We start from the raw sequence: 16,203 nt of genomic DNA on the forward strand, positions 1-16,203 counted from the left end.
GCAGCCGCCCCCGCCGCTGCGAAGGCCGGGCCCGACGACAAGGTCGCCGCGCTGGTCAGGTCCGTGACCGGGCCGGGCGTCCGCAAGCACCTCGTGGCGTTCGAGAAGATCGGTGACCAGCACGGCAGCCGCGCGTCGGGCACCCCCGGCTACCGCGCGTCGAAGAACTACGTGGTCAACCAGCTGCGCAAGGCGGGCTACCACCCGCAGGTGCAGTCCTTCGACTTCCCGTACTTCGAGGTCACGGCACCGCCGGTGCTCGAGCGCACCGACCCCGACCCGGCGACGTACGAGGAGGGCACCGACTTCGACCTCCTGGAGTACTCCGGTTCCGGCGACGTCACCGGCACCGTGCAGGGCGTCGACCTCGCGCTCGACGACATCGAGAACTCCACCAGCGGCTGCGAGGCCGAGGACTTCGCGGGCTTCACGGCCGGCAACGTCGCCCTCGTCCGCCGAGGCACCTGCGACTTCGCGGTCAAGGTCGTCAACGCCCAGGACGCCGGCGCCGCCGCCGTCATCCTGATGAACCAGGGCAACGGCGAGGACCGCAGCGGCCCGTACATCGGCACCCTCGGCGGGCCGGTCGGCACGGTCCCGGCCGTCACCACCAGCTTCGCGGTCGGCCGCGACCTCGACGGCGCGACCGTCCGCGTCTCGACCTCCACCGAGTCCGAGACCCGCACCACCTGGAACGTCACCGCCCAGACCCAGCGCGGCCGGCAGGGCAACGTCGTGATGGCCGGCGCCCACCTCGACAGCGTCGTCGAGGGCAACGGCATCAACGACAACGCCACCGGCAGCGCCGCGCTCCTCGAGGTCGCGGAGAAGCTGGCGAGGAAGATCAAGGCGCCGAAGAACCAGGTGCGGTTCGCCTGGTGGGGCGCCGAGGAGTCGGGCCTGCTGGGCGCCGAGCACTACGTCGGCGAGCTCGCCGCGGAGAACCCGCGGGCGCTGCGCGACATCGCGCTCTACCTCAACTTCGACATGGTCGGCTCGCCGAACTACGCGCTGTTCGTGTACGACGGCGACAACTCCGCGTTCCCCGCCGGCGACGAGGCCGCCGAGGCGCCGAAGGGGTCGGCGCAGATCGAGCGGGCCTTCCGGAAGTTCTTCAAGAGCCGCGGCCTCGCCACGCGCCCGACCGCCTTCGACGGCCGCAGCGACTACGGCCCGTTCATCGCCGAGGGCATCCCCGCGGGCGGCCTCTTCACCGGCGCCGAGGGCATCAAGACCGAGGCCGAGGCGAAGCTGTTCGGCGGTGAGGCCGGCGTGGCGTACGACGCGTGCTACCACCAGGCCTGCGACGACCTGTCCAACGTCAACATGAAGGCGGTGCGGGTCAACAGCAAGGCGATCGCCTCGCTGGTCGGCACCTACGCGTTCAGCACCAAGACCGTCAACGGCCGCGCCACGGGCCACGACCGGCGCAACGCGACCACGCCGCTCGCGCACGGCCACGGGCACGGGCACGGGCACGGGCACGGCGGGACGCCGACCGTCACCCGCTGACGACGGTCCCGACGGGCTGGGCGCTCAGCCCAGCCCGTCGAGGATCCCGACGACCTCCGCCCAGGCCGGGCCGTCGGGGTCGATGACGACGAAGTGGTCGCCGTCGACGGCCACCAGCTCGGCCCGCGCGCCGGCGGCGGTCGCGGCGGCGACGTACTCCTCGGACTGGTTGATCGGGACGACGTCGTCGTCGCGGCCGTGGACGCACCACAGCGGCACGTCGAGCGGCAGCTGCTGCTGCGGGTCGTACGCCGCGTCGACCGCGCCCGGGTCGGCGTCCGTGCCGAGCAGGTCCGGCACCGCGGTCCCGCCGACACCCTCCCGGACCGCCCGCCGCAGGTCGAGCACACCCGCCTGCGACACCACGGCGGTGAGCTCGACGCCGCCGGCCCAGCGCTCGTCGCGCGTGCGGGACGCCGCCCACGCCGCCAGGTGACCGCCCGCGGAGTGCCCCACGGCGACGACGGTCGACAGGTCCAGGTCGGTCCCACGCAGTGCGTCGACGGCAGCGGCAACGTCGTCGAAGGTCTCGGGAACGCCGCCGCCACCGCCCGGCCCCGAGCCGACCCGGCGGTACTCGATGTTCCACGCCGCCCACCCGCGCCGCGCGAGGTCGACGGCCAGCGGGGTGCCGAGCGACAGGTCGTACTGCGCGCGCCAGAAGCCGCCGTGCACCACCACGACCACCCCGTGCGGGTCACCCGCGGGCAGGTGCAGCTCGGCGAACTGCGCCGGCCCGGCGCCGTACTCGATCCGTCGGGGCTCCGGGGTCGTCGTCACGCGCTCGCTCCTCCTCGATGTCGGGGCCGGCGGCGGGTCCTCGCCGCAGGCAGCCAGCGACCCGATACCCAGACCGCCCGCGAGGAGCGCGCGGCGGGTGGTCCTCACTCGAACCGCCCCTGCCGGCCGCGCTTGGTCTCCCCGCGCCGCTTCTTCGCGGCCAGCCGCCGCTCCTTCGACCCGCGGGTGGGCCGGGTCGGCCGTCGGGTGGGCAGTGGCGGGGCGCAGGCGTCGCGGAGCACGGAAGCCATTCGTTCCCGGGCGGCCCGGCGATTGGCGAGCTGGGTGCGGTGCTCGCTCGCGGCGATGGTCAGCACCCCGTCGACCAGCCGCCCGGCCAGCCGGCCGAGGACCCGGTCGCGCAGGTGGTCGGGCAGCGACGGCGAGCCGGCGACGTCGTACGACAGCTCCACCCGCGAGTCGGCGGTGTTGACGCCCTGGCCGCCCGGGCCGGACGAGCGGGAGAACCGCTCGGCCAGCTCGGCGTCGGGGACGGTCCACCGCCCCGTGACGACCAGGTCTTCGGGCAAGGCCCCGGACCGACGATCAGGCCAGCGCCGCCGGCAGCGTCGCCATCCAGGCCGACCGCAGCTCGAGCAGCGGCACCTCGAAGGCACCCTCGACGACGAGCGCGTCGCCGCCGGTGGTCCCCAGCTCCGCGAGGGGCACGCCGTGGCGCGCGGCGAGGTCGCGCAGGCGGTCGGCGTCGCCTGCCCGCACCGTGACGACCGCGCGGCCGGCCGACTCGGCGAACAGCCCGACGAACACGTCGCCCGGGAGGGTCACGGTGACACCCACCATGTGCCGCATCGCGGCCTCGGCGAGGGTCTGGGCGAGCCCGCCGTCGGCGAGGTCGTGGGCGCTGGTGAGCAGCCCGACGCCCTCGTGGAGCAGCTGGGCGAGCGCCTTCTCGGCGGCGAGGTCGACCCGCGGCGGGGTGCCGCCGAGGTGGCCGTGCACGACGTTCGCCCACTCGGAGCCGGACAGCTCCTCCCGGGTCTCGCCGAGCAGGAACACGGTCTCGCCGGCCTCGGACCACGCGGACGGGGTGCGCTTCGTGACGTCCTCGACGACGCCGAGCACGGCGACGACCGGGGTCGGCAGGATCGCGGTCTCGCCGGTCTGGTTGTAGAGGCTGACGTTGCCGCCGGTGACCGGGATGCCGAGCTCGGCGCAGCCGTCCTTGAGGCCGCGGCAGGCCTCGGCGAACTGCCACATGACCGCCGGGTCCTCGGGCGAGCCGAAGTTGAGGCAGTCGGAGATCGCGAGCGGGACCGCCCCGCCGGTCGCGACGTTGCGGTAGGACTCCGCGAGGGCGAGCTGCGCGCCGGCGTACGGGTCGAGCTTGGCGAAGCGGCCGTTGCAGTCGGTGGAGACCGCGACGCCGAGGTTGGTCTCCTCGTCGATGCGGACCATGCCGCTGTCGGAGGGCTGGGCGAGGACGGTGTTGCCGCGGACGTAGCGGTCGTACTGGTCGGTGATCCACGACTTGTCGCAGAGGTTCGGGCTGGCGACCATCCGCAGCAGCGTCGCGCGCAGCTCATCGGGCGTCGTCGGGCGCGGGAGGTCCTCGGCACGGTCGGCCTGGAGCGCGTCCTGCCACGACGGGCGGGCGAGCGGGCGGGAGTACGTCGGGCCCTCGTGGGCGACCGAGCGCGGCGGGACGTCGACGACCCGCTGGCCGTGCCAGTCGACGTGGAGCCGGCCCGTATCGGTGACCTCGCCGATGACGGCGGCCTCGACGTCCCACTTGGCGCAGATCGCGAGGAACGCCTCGACGTCGCCGGGCTCGACGACGGCCATCATCCGCTCCTGCGACTCGCTCATGAGGATCTCCTCGGGCGAGAGCGTGGAGTCGCGCAGCGGCACCTTGTCGAGCTCGACGTGCATGCCGCCGTCGCCGGCGGAGGCCAGCTCGGAGGTCGCGCAGGACAGGCCCGCGCCGCCGAGGTCCTGGATGCCGGCGACGATGCCCGCGGCGAAGATCTCGAGCGTGCACTCGATGAGCAGCTTCTCCATGAACGGGTCGCCCACCTGCACGGCGGGGCGCTTGGCCGGCCCGCTGGTGCCGTCCTCGGCTGCGTCGAACGTCTCGCTCGCGAGCACCGAGACGCCGCCGATGCCGTCGCCGCCGGTGCGCGCGCCGTACAGCACGACCTTGTTGCCGACGCCGCTCGCCTTGGCGAGGTGGAGGTCCTCGTGGCGGAGCACGCCGACGCAGAGCGCGTTGACCAGCGGGTTGCCGAGGTAGGTCTCGTCGAAGACCGCCTCGCCGCCGATGTTGGGCAGGCCGAGGCAGTTGCCGTAGCCGCCGACGCCGGCCACGATCCCGGGCAGCACGCGATGGGTGTCGTCGGCGTCGAGCGGGCCGAAGCGCAGCGGGTCCATCACCGCGACCGGGCGGGCGCCCATCGCGAGGATGTCGCGGACGATGCCACCGACGCCGGTCGCGGCGCCCTGGTACGGCTCGACGTACGACGGGTGGTTGTGGCTCTCGACCTTGAACGTCACCGCGTAGCCCTGGCCGATGTCGATCACGCCGGCGTTCTCGCCGATGCCGGCGAGCGTCTTGCCGAGCGGCGTCTCCTGCGGCAGCTCGGAGAACTGCTTCAGGTGCACCTTGGAGGACTTGTAGGAGCAGTGCTCGCTCCACATGACCGAGTACATCGCCAGCTCCGAGCTCGTCGGGCGGCGCCCGAGGATCTCGTGGATCCGCTCGTACTCGTCGGCCTTGAGGCCGAGGTCGGCCCAGGGCTGGTCGCGGGCAGGGTCCTCGGCGGCAGCGGCCACGGTGTCGAGCACGGCGACAATCTACCGGCGCGGTGACCGGCTCCTGACCACGTCCCGGGTCGGGCGAGAACTACAGGTCTGTAGTTCACTCGAACGCCTGTGACGGGTGTGACTGCTGTGGTTATGGTGATTCGCCTTCCCCCACCCCTGGAGTGACGACCGATGCGCCGCCGTACCCCTGCCGTCCTGTCCGCCCTGCTCGCCGGAGCGCTCCTGCTCGGCCCGCAGGCCGCCGGCGCCGACCAGTCCGCCCCGACCTCCGCTGCCGCGACCTCCGCCGCGGCGGCACCGGTGGCGAAGAAGAGCACCAACCCGGTGACGCCGGGCGACTTCACCGGCTACGGCTTCGACCAGTGCCTGACCCCCGAGCAGTGGAAGATGAACCGCTGGCTCAAGCACTCGCCGTTCCTGGCCGTCGGCATCTACATCTCCGGCGACTCCCGCGCCTGCCGCAACCAGCCGAACCTCACGCCGAGCTGGGTGACCAAGCAGCTCAGGAAGGGCTGGCGGCTCCTGCCGATCACCCTCGGCCCGCAGGCGTCGTGCCAGCCGCGGTTCCCGCGCTACGACGACGACGTGAAGATCAACCCCAAGCCCGGCGGCAACGGCCGCTACTTCCTGGCCCGGCAGCAGGGCTTCGCCGAGGCCGAGAAGGCGGTCGCCGCGGCCAGCGCGCTCGGCATCGCGCAGGGCAGCACGCTCTTCTACGACCTCGAGGGCTACGACAACAGCAACACCCACTGCCGCGAGTCCGCGCTGGCGTTCGTCGGCGCGTGGACCGAGAAGCTGCACGAGCTCGGCTGGGTCTCCGGCGTCTACTCCAGCGCCGGCTCCGGCATCAAGGCGCTCGACGACGCGCGGGTCAACCGGCCCGGCACCTACACGCTGCCCGACACGATCTGGATCGCCCGCTGGGACGGCGTCGCCAACACCTCCACCCCCTACATCCGGGACGACGGCTGGCGCCCCGGCGGCCGCGTCAAGCAGTACCGCGGCGGCCACGACGAGACGTGGGGCGGCGTGACGATCAACATCGACAGCAACTTCCTCGACGTCGGCCGCGGCTCGATCGCGCCCCGCGAGGTGCCGATGTGCGGCGGCGTCCGCGTGAACTGGCCCGTCTACGCCCCGCTGCGCCCCGCCACCGGCACCCAGAAGCCCTCCGACCCCCGCCAGGTCAAGGCGCTGCAGTGCCTGCTCAAGGACAAGGGGCGGTACGCCGGCGACGTCAACGGCACGCTCAACGCCCGCCTGCTCACCAGCATCCGCGCGTGGCAGTCCGCCACCGGCGCGCCGGTGCGCGACCGGTGGACCAAGGCGAACTGGATGTCGCTGCACGCCGCCGGCTCCTCGCCGGTCCTCAAGCGCGGCTCCGCCGGCGCCGAGGTGCGTCGCGTCCAGCGCGCCCTGAACGCCGCCAGCCCGAAGGCCAAGGTCGTCGTCACCGGCGTCTTCGACGCCCGCACCGACGCCGCCGTCCGCGCCTGGCAGAAGAAGGTCGACCTCCCCGTCTCCGGGGTCGTCAACCCCGAGTCCTGGGCGGCGCTCCGCAACGGGATCCGCTGACGTGATGCCGGGCCGGTCCTCGGGCCGGCCGGATCGCCAGGTTCGTCGGGGCCCCGATGAACCTCCCGGTCCCCCGATGAAATTTCATCGGGGGACCGTCAGCCTTGCCGGGGCCCCGATGAAGCTCGCGACCGACGCGGCCGGGCGGGCAGCTCGATCAGCCGACGGGCGGGCCGGCGAGGAGCGCGATGCCGAAGAGCGCGAGGACGGCGACGACGGCGGCAGCGAGCCCGCGGGCGGGGTTGCGGACCAGCCAGCCGACGGGCCGCTCGAGACCGGAGCCCCCGGACGAGCCGGCGGCGGCCGAGGAGCGCAGCCGCCAGGAGTCCGCGAGCAGGCCGTGCTTGGCGGCGTACCGCTCGAACCACAGGGTGAGGAACGGCGGCACCGACGAGGCCAGGCCGGCGACCAGGCGGCCGGCGGACCAGCGCTGGTCGACGGCGACGACGACGGTGGTCACGCAGTAGGCGATGAACACGGCGCCGTGGATGGGGCCGAAGATCGTGACGCCGGCCTCGGTGGTGTCGGTGACGTACTTGAGGAACATCCCCGCCAGCAGCCCCGCCCAGGTGACGGCCTCGGCGGTAGCGACGGTGCGGAAGAGCCGGTTCGGGGAGGAGATCACGCGAAGACCTCGGCGGCCAGCGAGGCCAGGGTGAAGAACCCGAGCCCGTCGGTACCGGTGCCGCACAGCTCCTCGACGGAGTGCTCGGGGTGGGGCATGAGGCCGACGACGTTGCCGCGCTCGTTGGAGATGCCGGCGATGTCGCGCAGCGAGCCGTTGGGGTTCTCGCCGAGGTAGCGAGCGACGACCTGCCCCTCCCCCTCGAGCCGGTCGAGCGTCTCGGTGTCGGCGACGAAGGACCCCTCGCCGTTCTTGAGCGCGATGACGACCTCCTGGCCCTCGGCGTACGCCGCCGTCCACGGGGTGTCGGTGCGCTCGATGCGCAGGCGCTGGTCGAGGCAGAGGAACTTCTGGCGCTGGTTGCGGATGAGCGCACCGGGCAGCAGGTGGGACTCGCAGAGGATCTGGAAGCCGTTGCAGATGCCGAGCACCGGCATGCCGCGGCCGGCCGCCTCGATCACCTCGGTCATCACCGGCGAGAAGCGCGAGATGGCACCGCAGCGCAGGTAGTCGCCGTAGGAGAACCCGCCCGGCAGCACGACGGCGTCCACGCCCTGCAGGTCGTGGTCGCCGTGCCAGAGCGCGACGGCCTCGTGGCCGCCGAGCCGGACCGCACGCCGCGCGTCGACGTCGTCGAGCGAGCCGGGGAACGTGACGACGCCGACCTTCATGCGTCCTGCTCCACCCGGACGGTGTAGCTCTCGATGACGGGGTTGGACAGCAACGTCTCGGCCATCCGGTCGACGTCGGCGAGCACCGCGTCGGTGACCTCGCCCTCGACCTCGAGCTCGAAGCGCTTGCCCTGGCGGACGTCGGTCACCCCGCTGAAGCCGAGCCGGGGCAGCGCCCCGAGGACCGCCTTGCCCTGGGGGTCGAGGATCTCGGGCTTGGGCATGACGTCGACGACGACTCGGGGCATGGATCCAGTCTAGGTCCGTCGGGCACTGTTGCCGTATGAGCATCCCCACTGGTGCGCCGATGGGCGGGGCCGGCGCCGGCCGCTCCCCCCTCGGCCTGGAGTTCCCGCAGTCGCTGGCCGTGTACGACGACTACGCGGCCGCCCAGAAGGCCGTCGACTTCCTCTCCGACCGGGAGTTCCCCGTCGAGCAGTGCATGATCGTCGGCACCGACCTCAAGCGGATCGAGCGGATCACCGGCCGGCTCACCACCGGCAAGGTCGCGCTCGGCGGCGTGCTGTCCGGCGCCTGGCTCGGCCTGTTCATCGGGCTGCTGTTCAGCCTGTTCACCACCGAGGGCCTGCTGGCGATCCTGCTCTCGACGGTGCTGTTCGGTGCGCTGTTCGGCGTGATCTGGGCGCTGGCCGGCTACGCCGCCACCCGCGGCCGCCGCGACTTCTCCTCGGTCACCCAGATCGTCGCCACCCGCTACGAGGTGCTCGTCGAGCACAAGGTCGCCGCCCGGGCCCGCGAGCTGCTCGCGGAGCTGCCCGGCGGCCGGCCGGACCCGTTCGCCTGAGCCACGTCGGGCCGACGCGGCCGGGCCGGGCCGCGGTGCAGGGGTCACCGGTTCACCGGTGACCCCCTCGCTTACCACGGCAGATCTCCCCCGGTAAGCGAGGGACTCCCGTGGGAAGTCGACCCGCTCAGCGCGTGACCACGCTCCGCCCGAAGGTCAGCCCGAGGCCGAGGACGACCAGGTAGAGCGGGGCGAGCAGGGCCGGGACGCCGGGCACGCCGAGGCCCAGGACCATCGCGGTGGTCTGCAGGACGGGCAGCAGGCTGACGACGCCGAGCCAGCGGGCGACGGTGCGCTCGCGCAGGCCCATCCAGGCGATGCCGGCAGCCGCGACGACGACGCCGAGCCAGCCGATCCAGGAGCCGAAGTCGTTGAGCATGAAGTACGTCGTCAGGCCGGCGTCGTCGAAGGAGCCGCCCTCGGTGCCCTCGGGCAGGTAGAGCCCGAGCGCGCCCTTCCAGCCGTAGCCGTAGGTCAGTCCGGCCGCCGACGAGACCAGCCCGAAGGTCACCAGCGGGGCGGCCGTCGAGGTGGGCACCCGCGGCTCGACGCGCCGCCGCCACTGGGCGGCGAGCAGCAGGAGCATGGCGACGGCGGCGTACCCCAGCACCAGCGAGAGCCGGTAGACCACCGGGTCGAGGGTGTCGAAGAAGCCGTCGGTGAAGCGGACCTCGGTCGGCACGTCGTCACGGCCGTCGAGCACGAGCGTGGCGACGAGGCCGAGCGCGCCGGCCGCCGTCGCGGCGAGCGGCCAGCGGCCGCGGCCGGCGGGAGTGGCGCGGTCGATGGCGCCGGGAACGGGTGCGGTGGTGGTCATGGTGTCCTCCGGGACGGTGGGGCCGGTCGGCGGTCGACCGGCGGTGAGGACGACGGTGGCCCGCCCGCTGTCCCGGGCACGAGGGACATCGACCACCTGATCCGGGGACGCCGGTTCGGGCAGCATGAGCGACGTGACCGTCCCCGACCGCGCGCTGCGCGCCCTCGCCGCCGCCGCGGCGGTGGTCGCGGTGGCCTGCTGCGCGCTGGTCCGGCCCCTGCAGGACTGGTGGGACGCCGGCACCGAGGCCGGGGCCGCGGGGGACCTCACGCTCGGCACGGTCTGGCCGGTCGTCGGCGCGCTCGTGGTCCGCGCCCGGCCGCGCAACCCGGTCGGCTGGCTGCTGCTGGTGCCCGCGCTGATCGGCCCCTACCAGGGGTGCTGTCGGTGTACGCCGGCCACGTCGCGGGCGCCGGCGTCCTGGGCGGGTTCGCCGCGTGGGTGGCGATCTGGGGCTTCGCGCCGTACTTCTTCACCCTCCCGCTGCTGCCCCACGTCTTCCCCGACGGCCACCCGCCGAGCCCGCGCTGGCGGCCGGCGGTGCTCGTCGTCGCCGGGGTCGCGGTGGTGACGACGCTGGCGCGGATGGTCTCCCCGGTCGACGCCGACATCGTCCCGGGCCTGTCGAACCCGGTCGGGATCGAGCAGGCCACCTGGCTGAGGCACGTCACCCAGACCGGCGCCTCGTTCCTCTTCGTCGTCGGCATCCCGCTGGCGGTGGTCTCGCTCGCCGTGCGGATGCGCCGCGCCCGCGACGTCGAGCGCACCCAGCTGCAGTGGTTGGTGCTCGGCGGCCTGCTGCTCGTGGCTGCGGTCCTGCCGCCGGTCGGCTAGCTCGACGCCTGGAACGGCGTCGTCGGGCTCTCCGCCCTGCCGCTCGCGATCGGCGTCGCGATGCTGCGCCACCGGCTCTTCGACGTCGAGCTGACCCTCAACCGCACGCTCGTCTTCGGCCTGCTCACCGGCGCGGTGGTGGCGGTCTACCTGCTCGTCGTCTACGGCGTGCAGGCCGTCGCCCCCGACTCCACGTGGAGCGTCGTGCTCGTCGCGCTGTCCGCGCTGGCGGCCGCCGCCGGCCGCGACCGCGTGCAGGAGGTGGTGGACCGGCGCCTCTTCGGCCACCGGCACAACCCGTACGCCGTGGTCTCGCGCGTCGGGCGCCACGTCGCGGCCGCGTCGGAGCCGGTCGAGGCCCTGCAGCGGCTCGTCGACGGGCTGCGCGACGCGCTGCGGCTGCCGTCGGTGGCGTTCACCAACGACGAGGTCTCGGTCGCCTCGGGCGCCCCGCTCCACGGCAGCCGCGTGGTCGCCTGCACCGCGCTCGGCAACCGGGTCGGCGAGCTGCACGTCGGCCTGCGCAGCCCCGGCGAGCGCTGGTCGGCCGAGCAGGAGGCGGCGGTCGAGGAGGTCGCGGCCCGCGCCGGCACCCTGGCGTACGCCGCCGGGCTGGTCGCGGACGTGGCCCGGTCCCGCGGCCGGATCGTGGCCGCGCGCGAGGAGGAGCGGCGGCGGCTGCGCGCGGACCTGCACGACGGCGTGGCGCCGAACCTCGCCGGCACCGCCCTCCAGCTGGAGTCGCTGGCCAAGCGGCTCGCCCGCGAGGAGCAGCCGGCGCTGGCCGAGCGGGTGACCCAGCTGCGCGACGGCCTGCGGGGCACGGTCACCGAGCTCCGGGCGCTCGTCCACGGGCTGCGCCCGCCGGTGCTCGACCAGCGCGGGCTGGCCGGCGCCCTGCGCGACCTCGTCGCCGGCCACGAGGACGTCCCGCGCTGCACCGCCGAGGTCGGCGACCTCGGCGCGCCGCACGCCGCGGTCGAGGTGGCGGCGTACGCGATCGCCTCCGAGGCGCTCAGCAACGCCCTGCGCCACGGGGTCGCAGCCGAGGTCCGGCTGCGGGCCCACGTCGCGCGTGAGGACCTCGTCGTCGAGGTCGTCGACGACGGCGTCGGCCTGCCGGCCCGTCCGCGGGCGGGCGTCGGCACCGTCAGCATGCGCGAGCGGGCCGCCGAGGTCGGCGGCCGGCTGGAGCTGCTCCCCACGCCCGGCGGCGGCACCACCGTCCGCGCCACCCTGCCCCTGGAGGTCCTGTGACCAGCAGCAGCACCAGCCGCGACCCGGGCACGGTCCGGGTCCTCGTCGTCGACGACCACCCGGTCTTCCGCGCGGGCATGGTCACCGTGCTCGACGACCTCCCCGGGGTCGCGGTGCTCGCCCAGGCCGGGAACGGCGAGCAGGCGGTCGCGCTCGTCGGGGAGCACTCCCCCGACGTGGTGCTGATGGACCTGCGGATGCCGGGCGTCGGCGGTCTCGAGGCGACCGCACGGATCCGTGTCGAGCATCCCGAGGTCGCGGTCGTCGTGCTGACGATGGACTCCGACGACGACTCGATCTTCGCGGCGCTGCGGGCGGGGGCCCGGGGCTACCTGCTGAAGGAGGCGGAGGTCGACGACATCGAGCGCGCGATCGTGGGGGCGGCCCGGGGCGAGGCGGTCTTCGGATCGGGGATCGCCGGCCGGGTGCTGGCGTACTTCTCCGGTGCGCGGCCGACGGTCTCGGCGTTCCCCCAGCTCACCCCGCGCGAGCACGAGGTGCTCGAGCTGATCGCGCAGGGGCTGGACAACGCCTCGATCGCCCGACGGCTGTACCTGTCGGACAAGACCGTGCGCAACCGGGTCAGCGACGTGCTCGGCAAGCTCCACGCCCGGTCGCGCGCCGAGATGGTGGCGCTGGCGCGCGACGCGGGCCTGGGCGGCGGCCCGGGGAGCTAGGCCCGGCTGTTCTGCACGACGACGATCACCAGCGCGACGCCGAGGCCGGTGAGGATCGGGCCGAAGACGCCCGATCCTCCGCCGAACCACCACAGGCCGCCGGAGATGATGAGGAAGCCGGCCAGGACCAGCAGCAACGCCCTCACGGGCGGACCTCCCGGCCCCGGCTCCCGGCAGGGTGGAGCGCTCGGGTCACGAGAGCTCGCGCTTGAGGATCTTGCCGGTGGCCGTCATCGGGAGGGTGTCGACGACCTCGACCACACGCGGGTACTTGTAGGCCGCGAGCTGCTCCCTGGACCACTCGACCAGCTGCTCGGGGGTGGTCGAGACGCCGTCGTTCAGGATGACGAACGCCTTGATCTCCTCGCCGTGGCTCTCGTGGGGCACCCCGATGACCGCCGCGAGCGAGACCGCCTCGTGGGTCATGAGCACCTCCTCGATCTCGCGCGGGTACACGTTGAAGCCGCCGCGGATGATCATGTCCTTGGACCGGTCGACGATGTAGTACCAGCCGTCCTCGTCCTTGCGGGCCAGGTCGCCGGAGCGGAACCAGCCGTCGCGGATCGCCTCCTCGGTCGCCTCCGGCCGGCCGTAGTAGCCCTTCATGATGTTGTGGCCCTTGATGGCGATCTCGCCGACCGCGTCCGTCCCGGCCTCGTCGATCTCGTCCCACGACTCGGGCTTGAGCAGCTTCATCTCCACGCCCGGCACGGGCTTGCCGATGGAGCCGACGCGCGGCGGCTCGCCGTGCGGTGAGAACGACGCGACGGGCGAGGTCTCCGAGAGGCCGTAGCCCTCGAGGATCGTCACGCCGAACCGCTTCTGGAAGTCCTTGTGCACCTCCACCGGCAGCGCGGAGCCGCCGGCGGCCGCCACGCGGAGGTTGGCGGCGATCGAGGCGACGTCCACGCCCTCCTCCAGCGCGCCGAGGAGGCCCCAGTACATCGTCGGGACGCCGGCGAAGAAGGTCACCTTCTCCTTCAGCATCAGCTGCAGCGCCGGCCCGGCCTCGAACCGCGGCAGCATGACGACGGTGCCGCCGTAGGCGAACGCACCGTTCTGGATGACGGTCTGGCCGAAGGAGTGGAACAGCGGCAGCACGCACAGGTACGTGTCGGGGTTCGTCGCGTCGGCGCCGAAGAGCTGCTCGCCCAGCAGGGCGTTGTCGCGCATGTTGCGGTGCCGCAGCTCGGCGCCCTTGGGCTGGCCGGTGGTGCCGGAGGTGTAGAGGATGACCGCGGTGTCGTCCTCGTCGGTCTCCACCGACGTGAACTCACCGGGCTGGCCGCCCATCGCCTGCGCCATCGTCTCGGTGCCCTCGATCGGGCTGTCCGCGCCGAGGTCGGCGGTGATGACGAAGAAGTGCTCGCAGCCCTCGGCGTCGCCGAACCCGGCGTACCCCTCGGTCGCCATCGGCAGCTCGGGGGTGCCCTGGAAGCAGAAGTAGGCCTTCGCGTCGGAGTCCTCAAGGTGGTAGGCGATCTCGCGGCCCTTGAGCAGCACGTTCAGGGGGACGACGGTCGCGCCGGCCTTGAGGATGCCGTAGTAGACGACGGAGAAGTACGGCAGGTTCGGGCAGCTCAGCGCCACCTTGTCGCCGGGCTCGATCCCGCGGGAGACGAGCAGGTTGGCGACCATGTTCGCGAAGGAGTCGACCGCGGCGTAGCTCAGCCGGGTGTCACCGAGGACGACCGCATCGCGGTCGGGGTACTGCCGGGCGCTGTTCTCGAGCAGGGACGAGAGGTTGTACGACGACACAGGTGGCCTCCATCACGACGGTCGGGGGAGGCCAACCTACCCAGGGGTCACGAGCCGGCGGGAGTGGCCGGTCGGTGCCGCTCCCCGAGGATCCGGGCCGCCCGGCGCAGGTCGGACCGGACCGCCGCCGGGGACACCACGCCGAGGGCGCGGGCGAGCAGGCCGGCGGGGCCGCGTCCGCGCAGCTCCACCTGCACCGTGACCACGCACCCGCCGCCCGGCGCGGGCGCCAGCTCCAGCGCGAGGTCGGCCTCGAAGGGCCCCCAGGTGCCGGTCTCGGCCCACCGCAGCGGCCGGACCAGCTCGGTGGTGCGCATCCGCGGACGCGGGCCGGGCACGGTCACGTCGGTCCAGGTCTGGCCGACGCCCACCTGCCCCACGACGTCCTCGACCCGGGCCAGGCTGGACTGCCACTCCGCCCGGTTGACCGGGTCGGCGAGGTAGTCGATCACCACCTCCGGCGGCACCGGGAAGTGGACCGACCCGCTCACGACCGGCTCACCAGCGCTCGCCGGTCAGCCGCTCGTAGGCCTCGACGTACCGCGCCCGCGTCCGCTCGACCACCTCGGCCGGCAGCGGCGGCGGCGCCTCGCCCGAGGACCGGTCCCAGCCGGACTCCGGCGAGGTCAGCCAGTTGCGGACGACCTGCTTGTCGTACGACGGCTGGGTGCGGCCGGGCTGCCACTCCGCGAGCGGCCAGAAGCGCGACGAGTCCGGCGTGAGCACCTCGTCGCCGAGCACGGTGGTGCCGTCGGCGCGGTCGCCGAACTCCAGCTTGGTGTCGGCCAGGATGATCCCCTGCTCCCGCGCGATCGACTCGGCGCGGGCGTAGACCTCGAGGGTCAGGTCGCGCAGGCGAGCCGCCCCGCCCGGGCCGACGACGGCCGCGACGGCGTCGAGGTCGACGTTCTCGTCGTGGTCGCCGAAGTCCGCCTTCGTGGCCGGCGTGAAGATCGGCTCCGGCAGCCGCGAGCCGTCCACCAGGCCCTCGGGGAGCGGATTGCCGCACACCTCGCCGGTCGCGCGGTAGTCGCTGAGGCCGGAGCCGGTGAGGTAGCCGCGAGCCACGCACTCGACCGGGAACATCGACAGCTTCTCGCAGACCACCGCCCGCCCGCGGACCGCCGCCGGCACGTCGGTGGAGAGCACGTGGTGGGGGACGATGTCCTCGAGCTGGCCGAACCACCACAGCGACATCCGGGTGAGGATCTCGCCCTTGTCGGGGATGGTGGCGTCGAGGATGAAGTCGTACGCCGAGATCCGGTCGCTCGCGACCATGAGCAGCGCGCCGGCGTACGGGCCCTCGGTCAGCTCGTAGAGGTCGCGCACCTTCCCCGAGTGCAGGTGGGTCGCCCCCTCGATCGGCGGGGCTGCGGGGATCGCTCCGAGGTCGGCCACCCGGTCAGGCTAGTGCGGTGGCACAGTGGGGTCATGGCCGAGTCCGCAGCCGAGGTCCACGCCCGCGTCCTGCAGCACGCCGCCGACGGGCGCCTCCCGATGCCGCCCACGGGCGAGTGGGACGTCTTCCCCTGGGAGGTCCGCGACGGCCGCGTCGCCCCGCGCGCGCTGCGCCGACCCGCGCCCGAGCCGCGTCGTGAGGGCGAGGACCCGTCCCGCCCGTGCTCGTCGTGCGCCGGGTTCGACCCCGAGCGGGTGGTCTGGGAGGACGAGCGGTGGGTGCTCACCCACCGCGGCGCGCCGTCCGGCCTGCCGCTCGTGCTCGTGCTGCACACCCGCGAGCACCTCGACGCCGGTGACCTCGACGACGAGCACGCCTCCGAGCTGGGCCGGATCACCAACCGGCTCGTGCGCATCGTCGGCGGCCTCGACAACATCGGTCGCGTCCACGTGAACCGCTGGGGCGACGGCGGTTCGCACTTCCACCTGTGGTTCCACGCGCGCACCGCCGGGCTCACCGGCGTGCTCGGCTCGTACGCCGTCGAGTGGGACGACATCCTCCCGCCCGGCCCCGAGGACGTCTGGCGCGCCGACCTCCACACCGTCGCCACGAAGCTCGCCAACTGGGGCGGAACCGCCCGCGCCTGACGCTCCCTCGCCCGCTCCCTCGGGTGGTCGAGGAGGTCGCGCTGGCAACCGTCTCGAAACCGCCC

18 protein-coding genes are annotated in these 16,203 nt (G+C 73.6%); 7 read left to right on the forward strand and 11 right to left on the reverse strand.

What is annotated here, in order from left to right:
* Positions 1-1,512 (forward strand): M20/M25/M40 family metallo-hydrolase (locus G6553_RS15040; protein WP_166194618.1); only part of this gene is annotated, 1,512 nt, incomplete at its 5' end.
* A gap of 24 nt (positions 1,513-1,536) precedes the next feature.
* On the opposite strand, the gene G6553_RS15045 is transcribed toward G6553_RS15040, so the two are convergent.
* From G6553_RS15045 to purL, 3 genes are all read right to left on the reverse strand, one after another.
* Positions 1,537-2,292, reverse strand: a complete 756-nt coding sequence (locus G6553_RS15045) for a prolyl oligopeptidase family serine peptidase (protein WP_347565733.1) — start codon at positions 2,290-2,292, stop codon at positions 1,537-1,539.
* A 104-nt stretch (positions 2,293-2,396) separates the two neighbouring features.
* Positions 2,397-2,822, reverse strand: a complete 426-nt coding sequence (gene arfB / locus G6553_RS15050) for an alternative ribosome rescue aminoacyl-tRNA hydrolase ArfB (protein WP_207619832.1) — start codon at positions 2,820-2,822, stop codon at positions 2,397-2,399.
* 16 nt (positions 2,823-2,838) lie between these two features.
* Positions 2,839-5,094 carry a phosphoribosylformylglycinamidine synthase subunit PurL gene (gene purL / locus G6553_RS15055; RefSeq protein ID WP_166194624.1) on the reverse strand — a complete coding sequence of 752 codons (2,256 nt, stop codon included), beginning with the start codon at positions 5,092-5,094 and terminating at the stop codon, positions 2,839-2,841.
* 150 nt (positions 5,095-5,244) lie between these two features.
* On the opposite strand from purL, the gene G6553_RS15060 reads away from it, so the two are divergent.
* Positions 5,245-6,648: a glycoside hydrolase domain-containing protein gene (locus tag G6553_RS15060; RefSeq protein ID WP_166194627.1), complete on the forward strand. Its 1,404-nt coding sequence runs from the start codon at positions 5,245-5,247 to the stop codon at positions 6,646-6,648.
* 157 nt (positions 6,649-6,805) lie between these two features.
* On the opposite strand, the gene G6553_RS15065 is transcribed toward G6553_RS15060, so the two are convergent.
* From G6553_RS15065 to purS, 3 genes are read right to left on the reverse strand one after another with little or no spacing between them, the layout of a single operon-like run.
* Positions 6,806-7,273 carry a DUF3817 domain-containing protein gene (locus tag G6553_RS15065; protein WP_166194630.1) on the reverse strand — a complete coding sequence of 156 codons (468 nt, stop codon included), beginning with the start codon at positions 7,271-7,273 and terminating at the stop codon, positions 6,806-6,808.
* Positions 7,270-7,944: a phosphoribosylformylglycinamidine synthase subunit PurQ gene (gene purQ / locus G6553_RS15070; protein WP_166194633.1), complete on the reverse strand. Its 675-nt coding sequence runs from the start codon at positions 7,942-7,944 to the stop codon at positions 7,270-7,272. Before purQ ends, G6553_RS15065 begins: the two co-directional genes overlap by 4 nt.
* On the reverse strand, positions 7,941-8,192 hold the full coding sequence (purS, locus tag G6553_RS15075; protein ID WP_166194636.1) for a phosphoribosylformylglycinamidine synthase subunit PurS: 252 nt from the start codon (positions 8,190-8,192) through the stop codon (positions 7,941-7,943). The genes purQ and purS overlap by 4 nt, the downstream gene beginning before the upstream one ends.
* Positions 8,193-8,227: 35 nt before the next feature.
* Between purS and G6553_RS15080 the strand changes: the two genes are divergently transcribed.
* Positions 8,228-8,749, forward strand: a complete 522-nt coding sequence (locus G6553_RS15080) for a general stress protein (protein WP_166194639.1) — start codon at positions 8,228-8,230, stop codon at positions 8,747-8,749.
* 127 nt (positions 8,750-8,876) lie between these two features.
* On the opposite strand, the gene G6553_RS15085 is transcribed toward G6553_RS15080, so the two are convergent.
* Positions 8,877-9,566, reverse strand: a complete 690-nt coding sequence (locus G6553_RS15085; RefSeq protein ID WP_166194641.1) for a hypothetical protein — start codon at positions 9,564-9,566, stop codon at positions 8,877-8,879.
* Between the two features lie 387 nt (positions 9,567-9,953).
* Here G6553_RS15085 and G6553_RS15090 point away from each other — a divergent pair, with 387 nt between their 5' ends.
* Genes G6553_RS15090 through G6553_RS15100 form a run of 3 tightly spaced genes read left to right on the forward strand, consistent with a single transcriptional unit; the run spans position 9,954 to position 12,334 of the window.
* Complete coding sequence (locus G6553_RS15090) at positions 9,954-10,400, forward strand: hypothetical protein (protein ID WP_166194644.1); 447 nt, start codon at positions 9,954-9,956, stop codon at positions 10,398-10,400.
* 60 nt (positions 10,401-10,460) lie between these two features.
* On the forward strand, positions 10,461-11,657 hold the full coding sequence (locus tag G6553_RS15095) for a histidine kinase (protein ID WP_166194647.1): 1,197 nt from the start codon (positions 10,461-10,463) through the stop codon (positions 11,655-11,657).
* Entirely contained in the window at positions 11,654-12,334 is a 681-nt protein-coding gene (locus G6553_RS15100) for a response regulator transcription factor (RefSeq protein WP_347565734.1), read from the forward strand. The genes G6553_RS15095 and G6553_RS15100 overlap by 4 nt, the downstream gene beginning before the upstream one ends.
* Here the strand turns inward: G6553_RS15100 and G6553_RS15105 are convergent.
* Genes G6553_RS15105 through G6553_RS15120 form a run of 4 tightly spaced genes read right to left on the reverse strand, consistent with a single transcriptional unit; the run spans position 12,331 to position 15,490 of the window.
* The gene (locus tag G6553_RS15105) at positions 12,331-12,480 is read right to left on the reverse strand and encodes a hypothetical protein (RefSeq protein ID WP_166194649.1); all 150 of its coding nucleotides are present in this window, start codon (positions 12,478-12,480) and stop codon (positions 12,331-12,333) included. The genes G6553_RS15100 and G6553_RS15105 overlap by 4 nt on opposite strands.
* 46 nt (positions 12,481-12,526) lie before the next feature.
* Positions 12,527-14,092 (reverse strand): long-chain fatty acid--CoA ligase, encoded by a 1,566-nt coding sequence (locus tag G6553_RS15110; protein WP_166194652.1) that lies wholly within the window; start codon positions 14,090-14,092, stop codon positions 12,527-12,529.
* Between the two features lie 47 nt (positions 14,093-14,139).
* Positions 14,140-14,583 (reverse strand): SRPBCC family protein, encoded by a 444-nt coding sequence (locus G6553_RS15115; RefSeq protein ID WP_166194654.1) that lies wholly within the window; start codon positions 14,581-14,583, stop codon positions 14,140-14,142.
* Positions 14,584-14,590: 7 nt separating this feature from the next.
* Positions 14,591-15,490: a phosphoribosylaminoimidazolesuccinocarboxamide synthase gene (locus G6553_RS15120; protein ID WP_166194657.1), complete on the reverse strand. Its 900-nt coding sequence runs from the start codon at positions 15,488-15,490 to the stop codon at positions 14,591-14,593.
* A 33-nt stretch (positions 15,491-15,523) separates the two neighbouring features.
* On the opposite strand from G6553_RS15120, the gene G6553_RS15125 reads away from it, so the two are divergent.
* Positions 15,524-16,138, forward strand: a complete 615-nt coding sequence (locus tag G6553_RS15125; protein WP_166194660.1) for a hypothetical protein — start codon at positions 15,524-15,526, stop codon at positions 16,136-16,138.
* Positions 16,139-16,203: the final 65 nt, after the last annotated feature.

Origin of the sequence: Nocardioides sp. IC4_145, from assembly GCF_011250565.1 — a bacterium.
Classification (GTDB): domain Bacteria; phylum Actinomycetota; class Actinomycetes; order Propionibacteriales; family Nocardioidaceae; genus Nocardioides.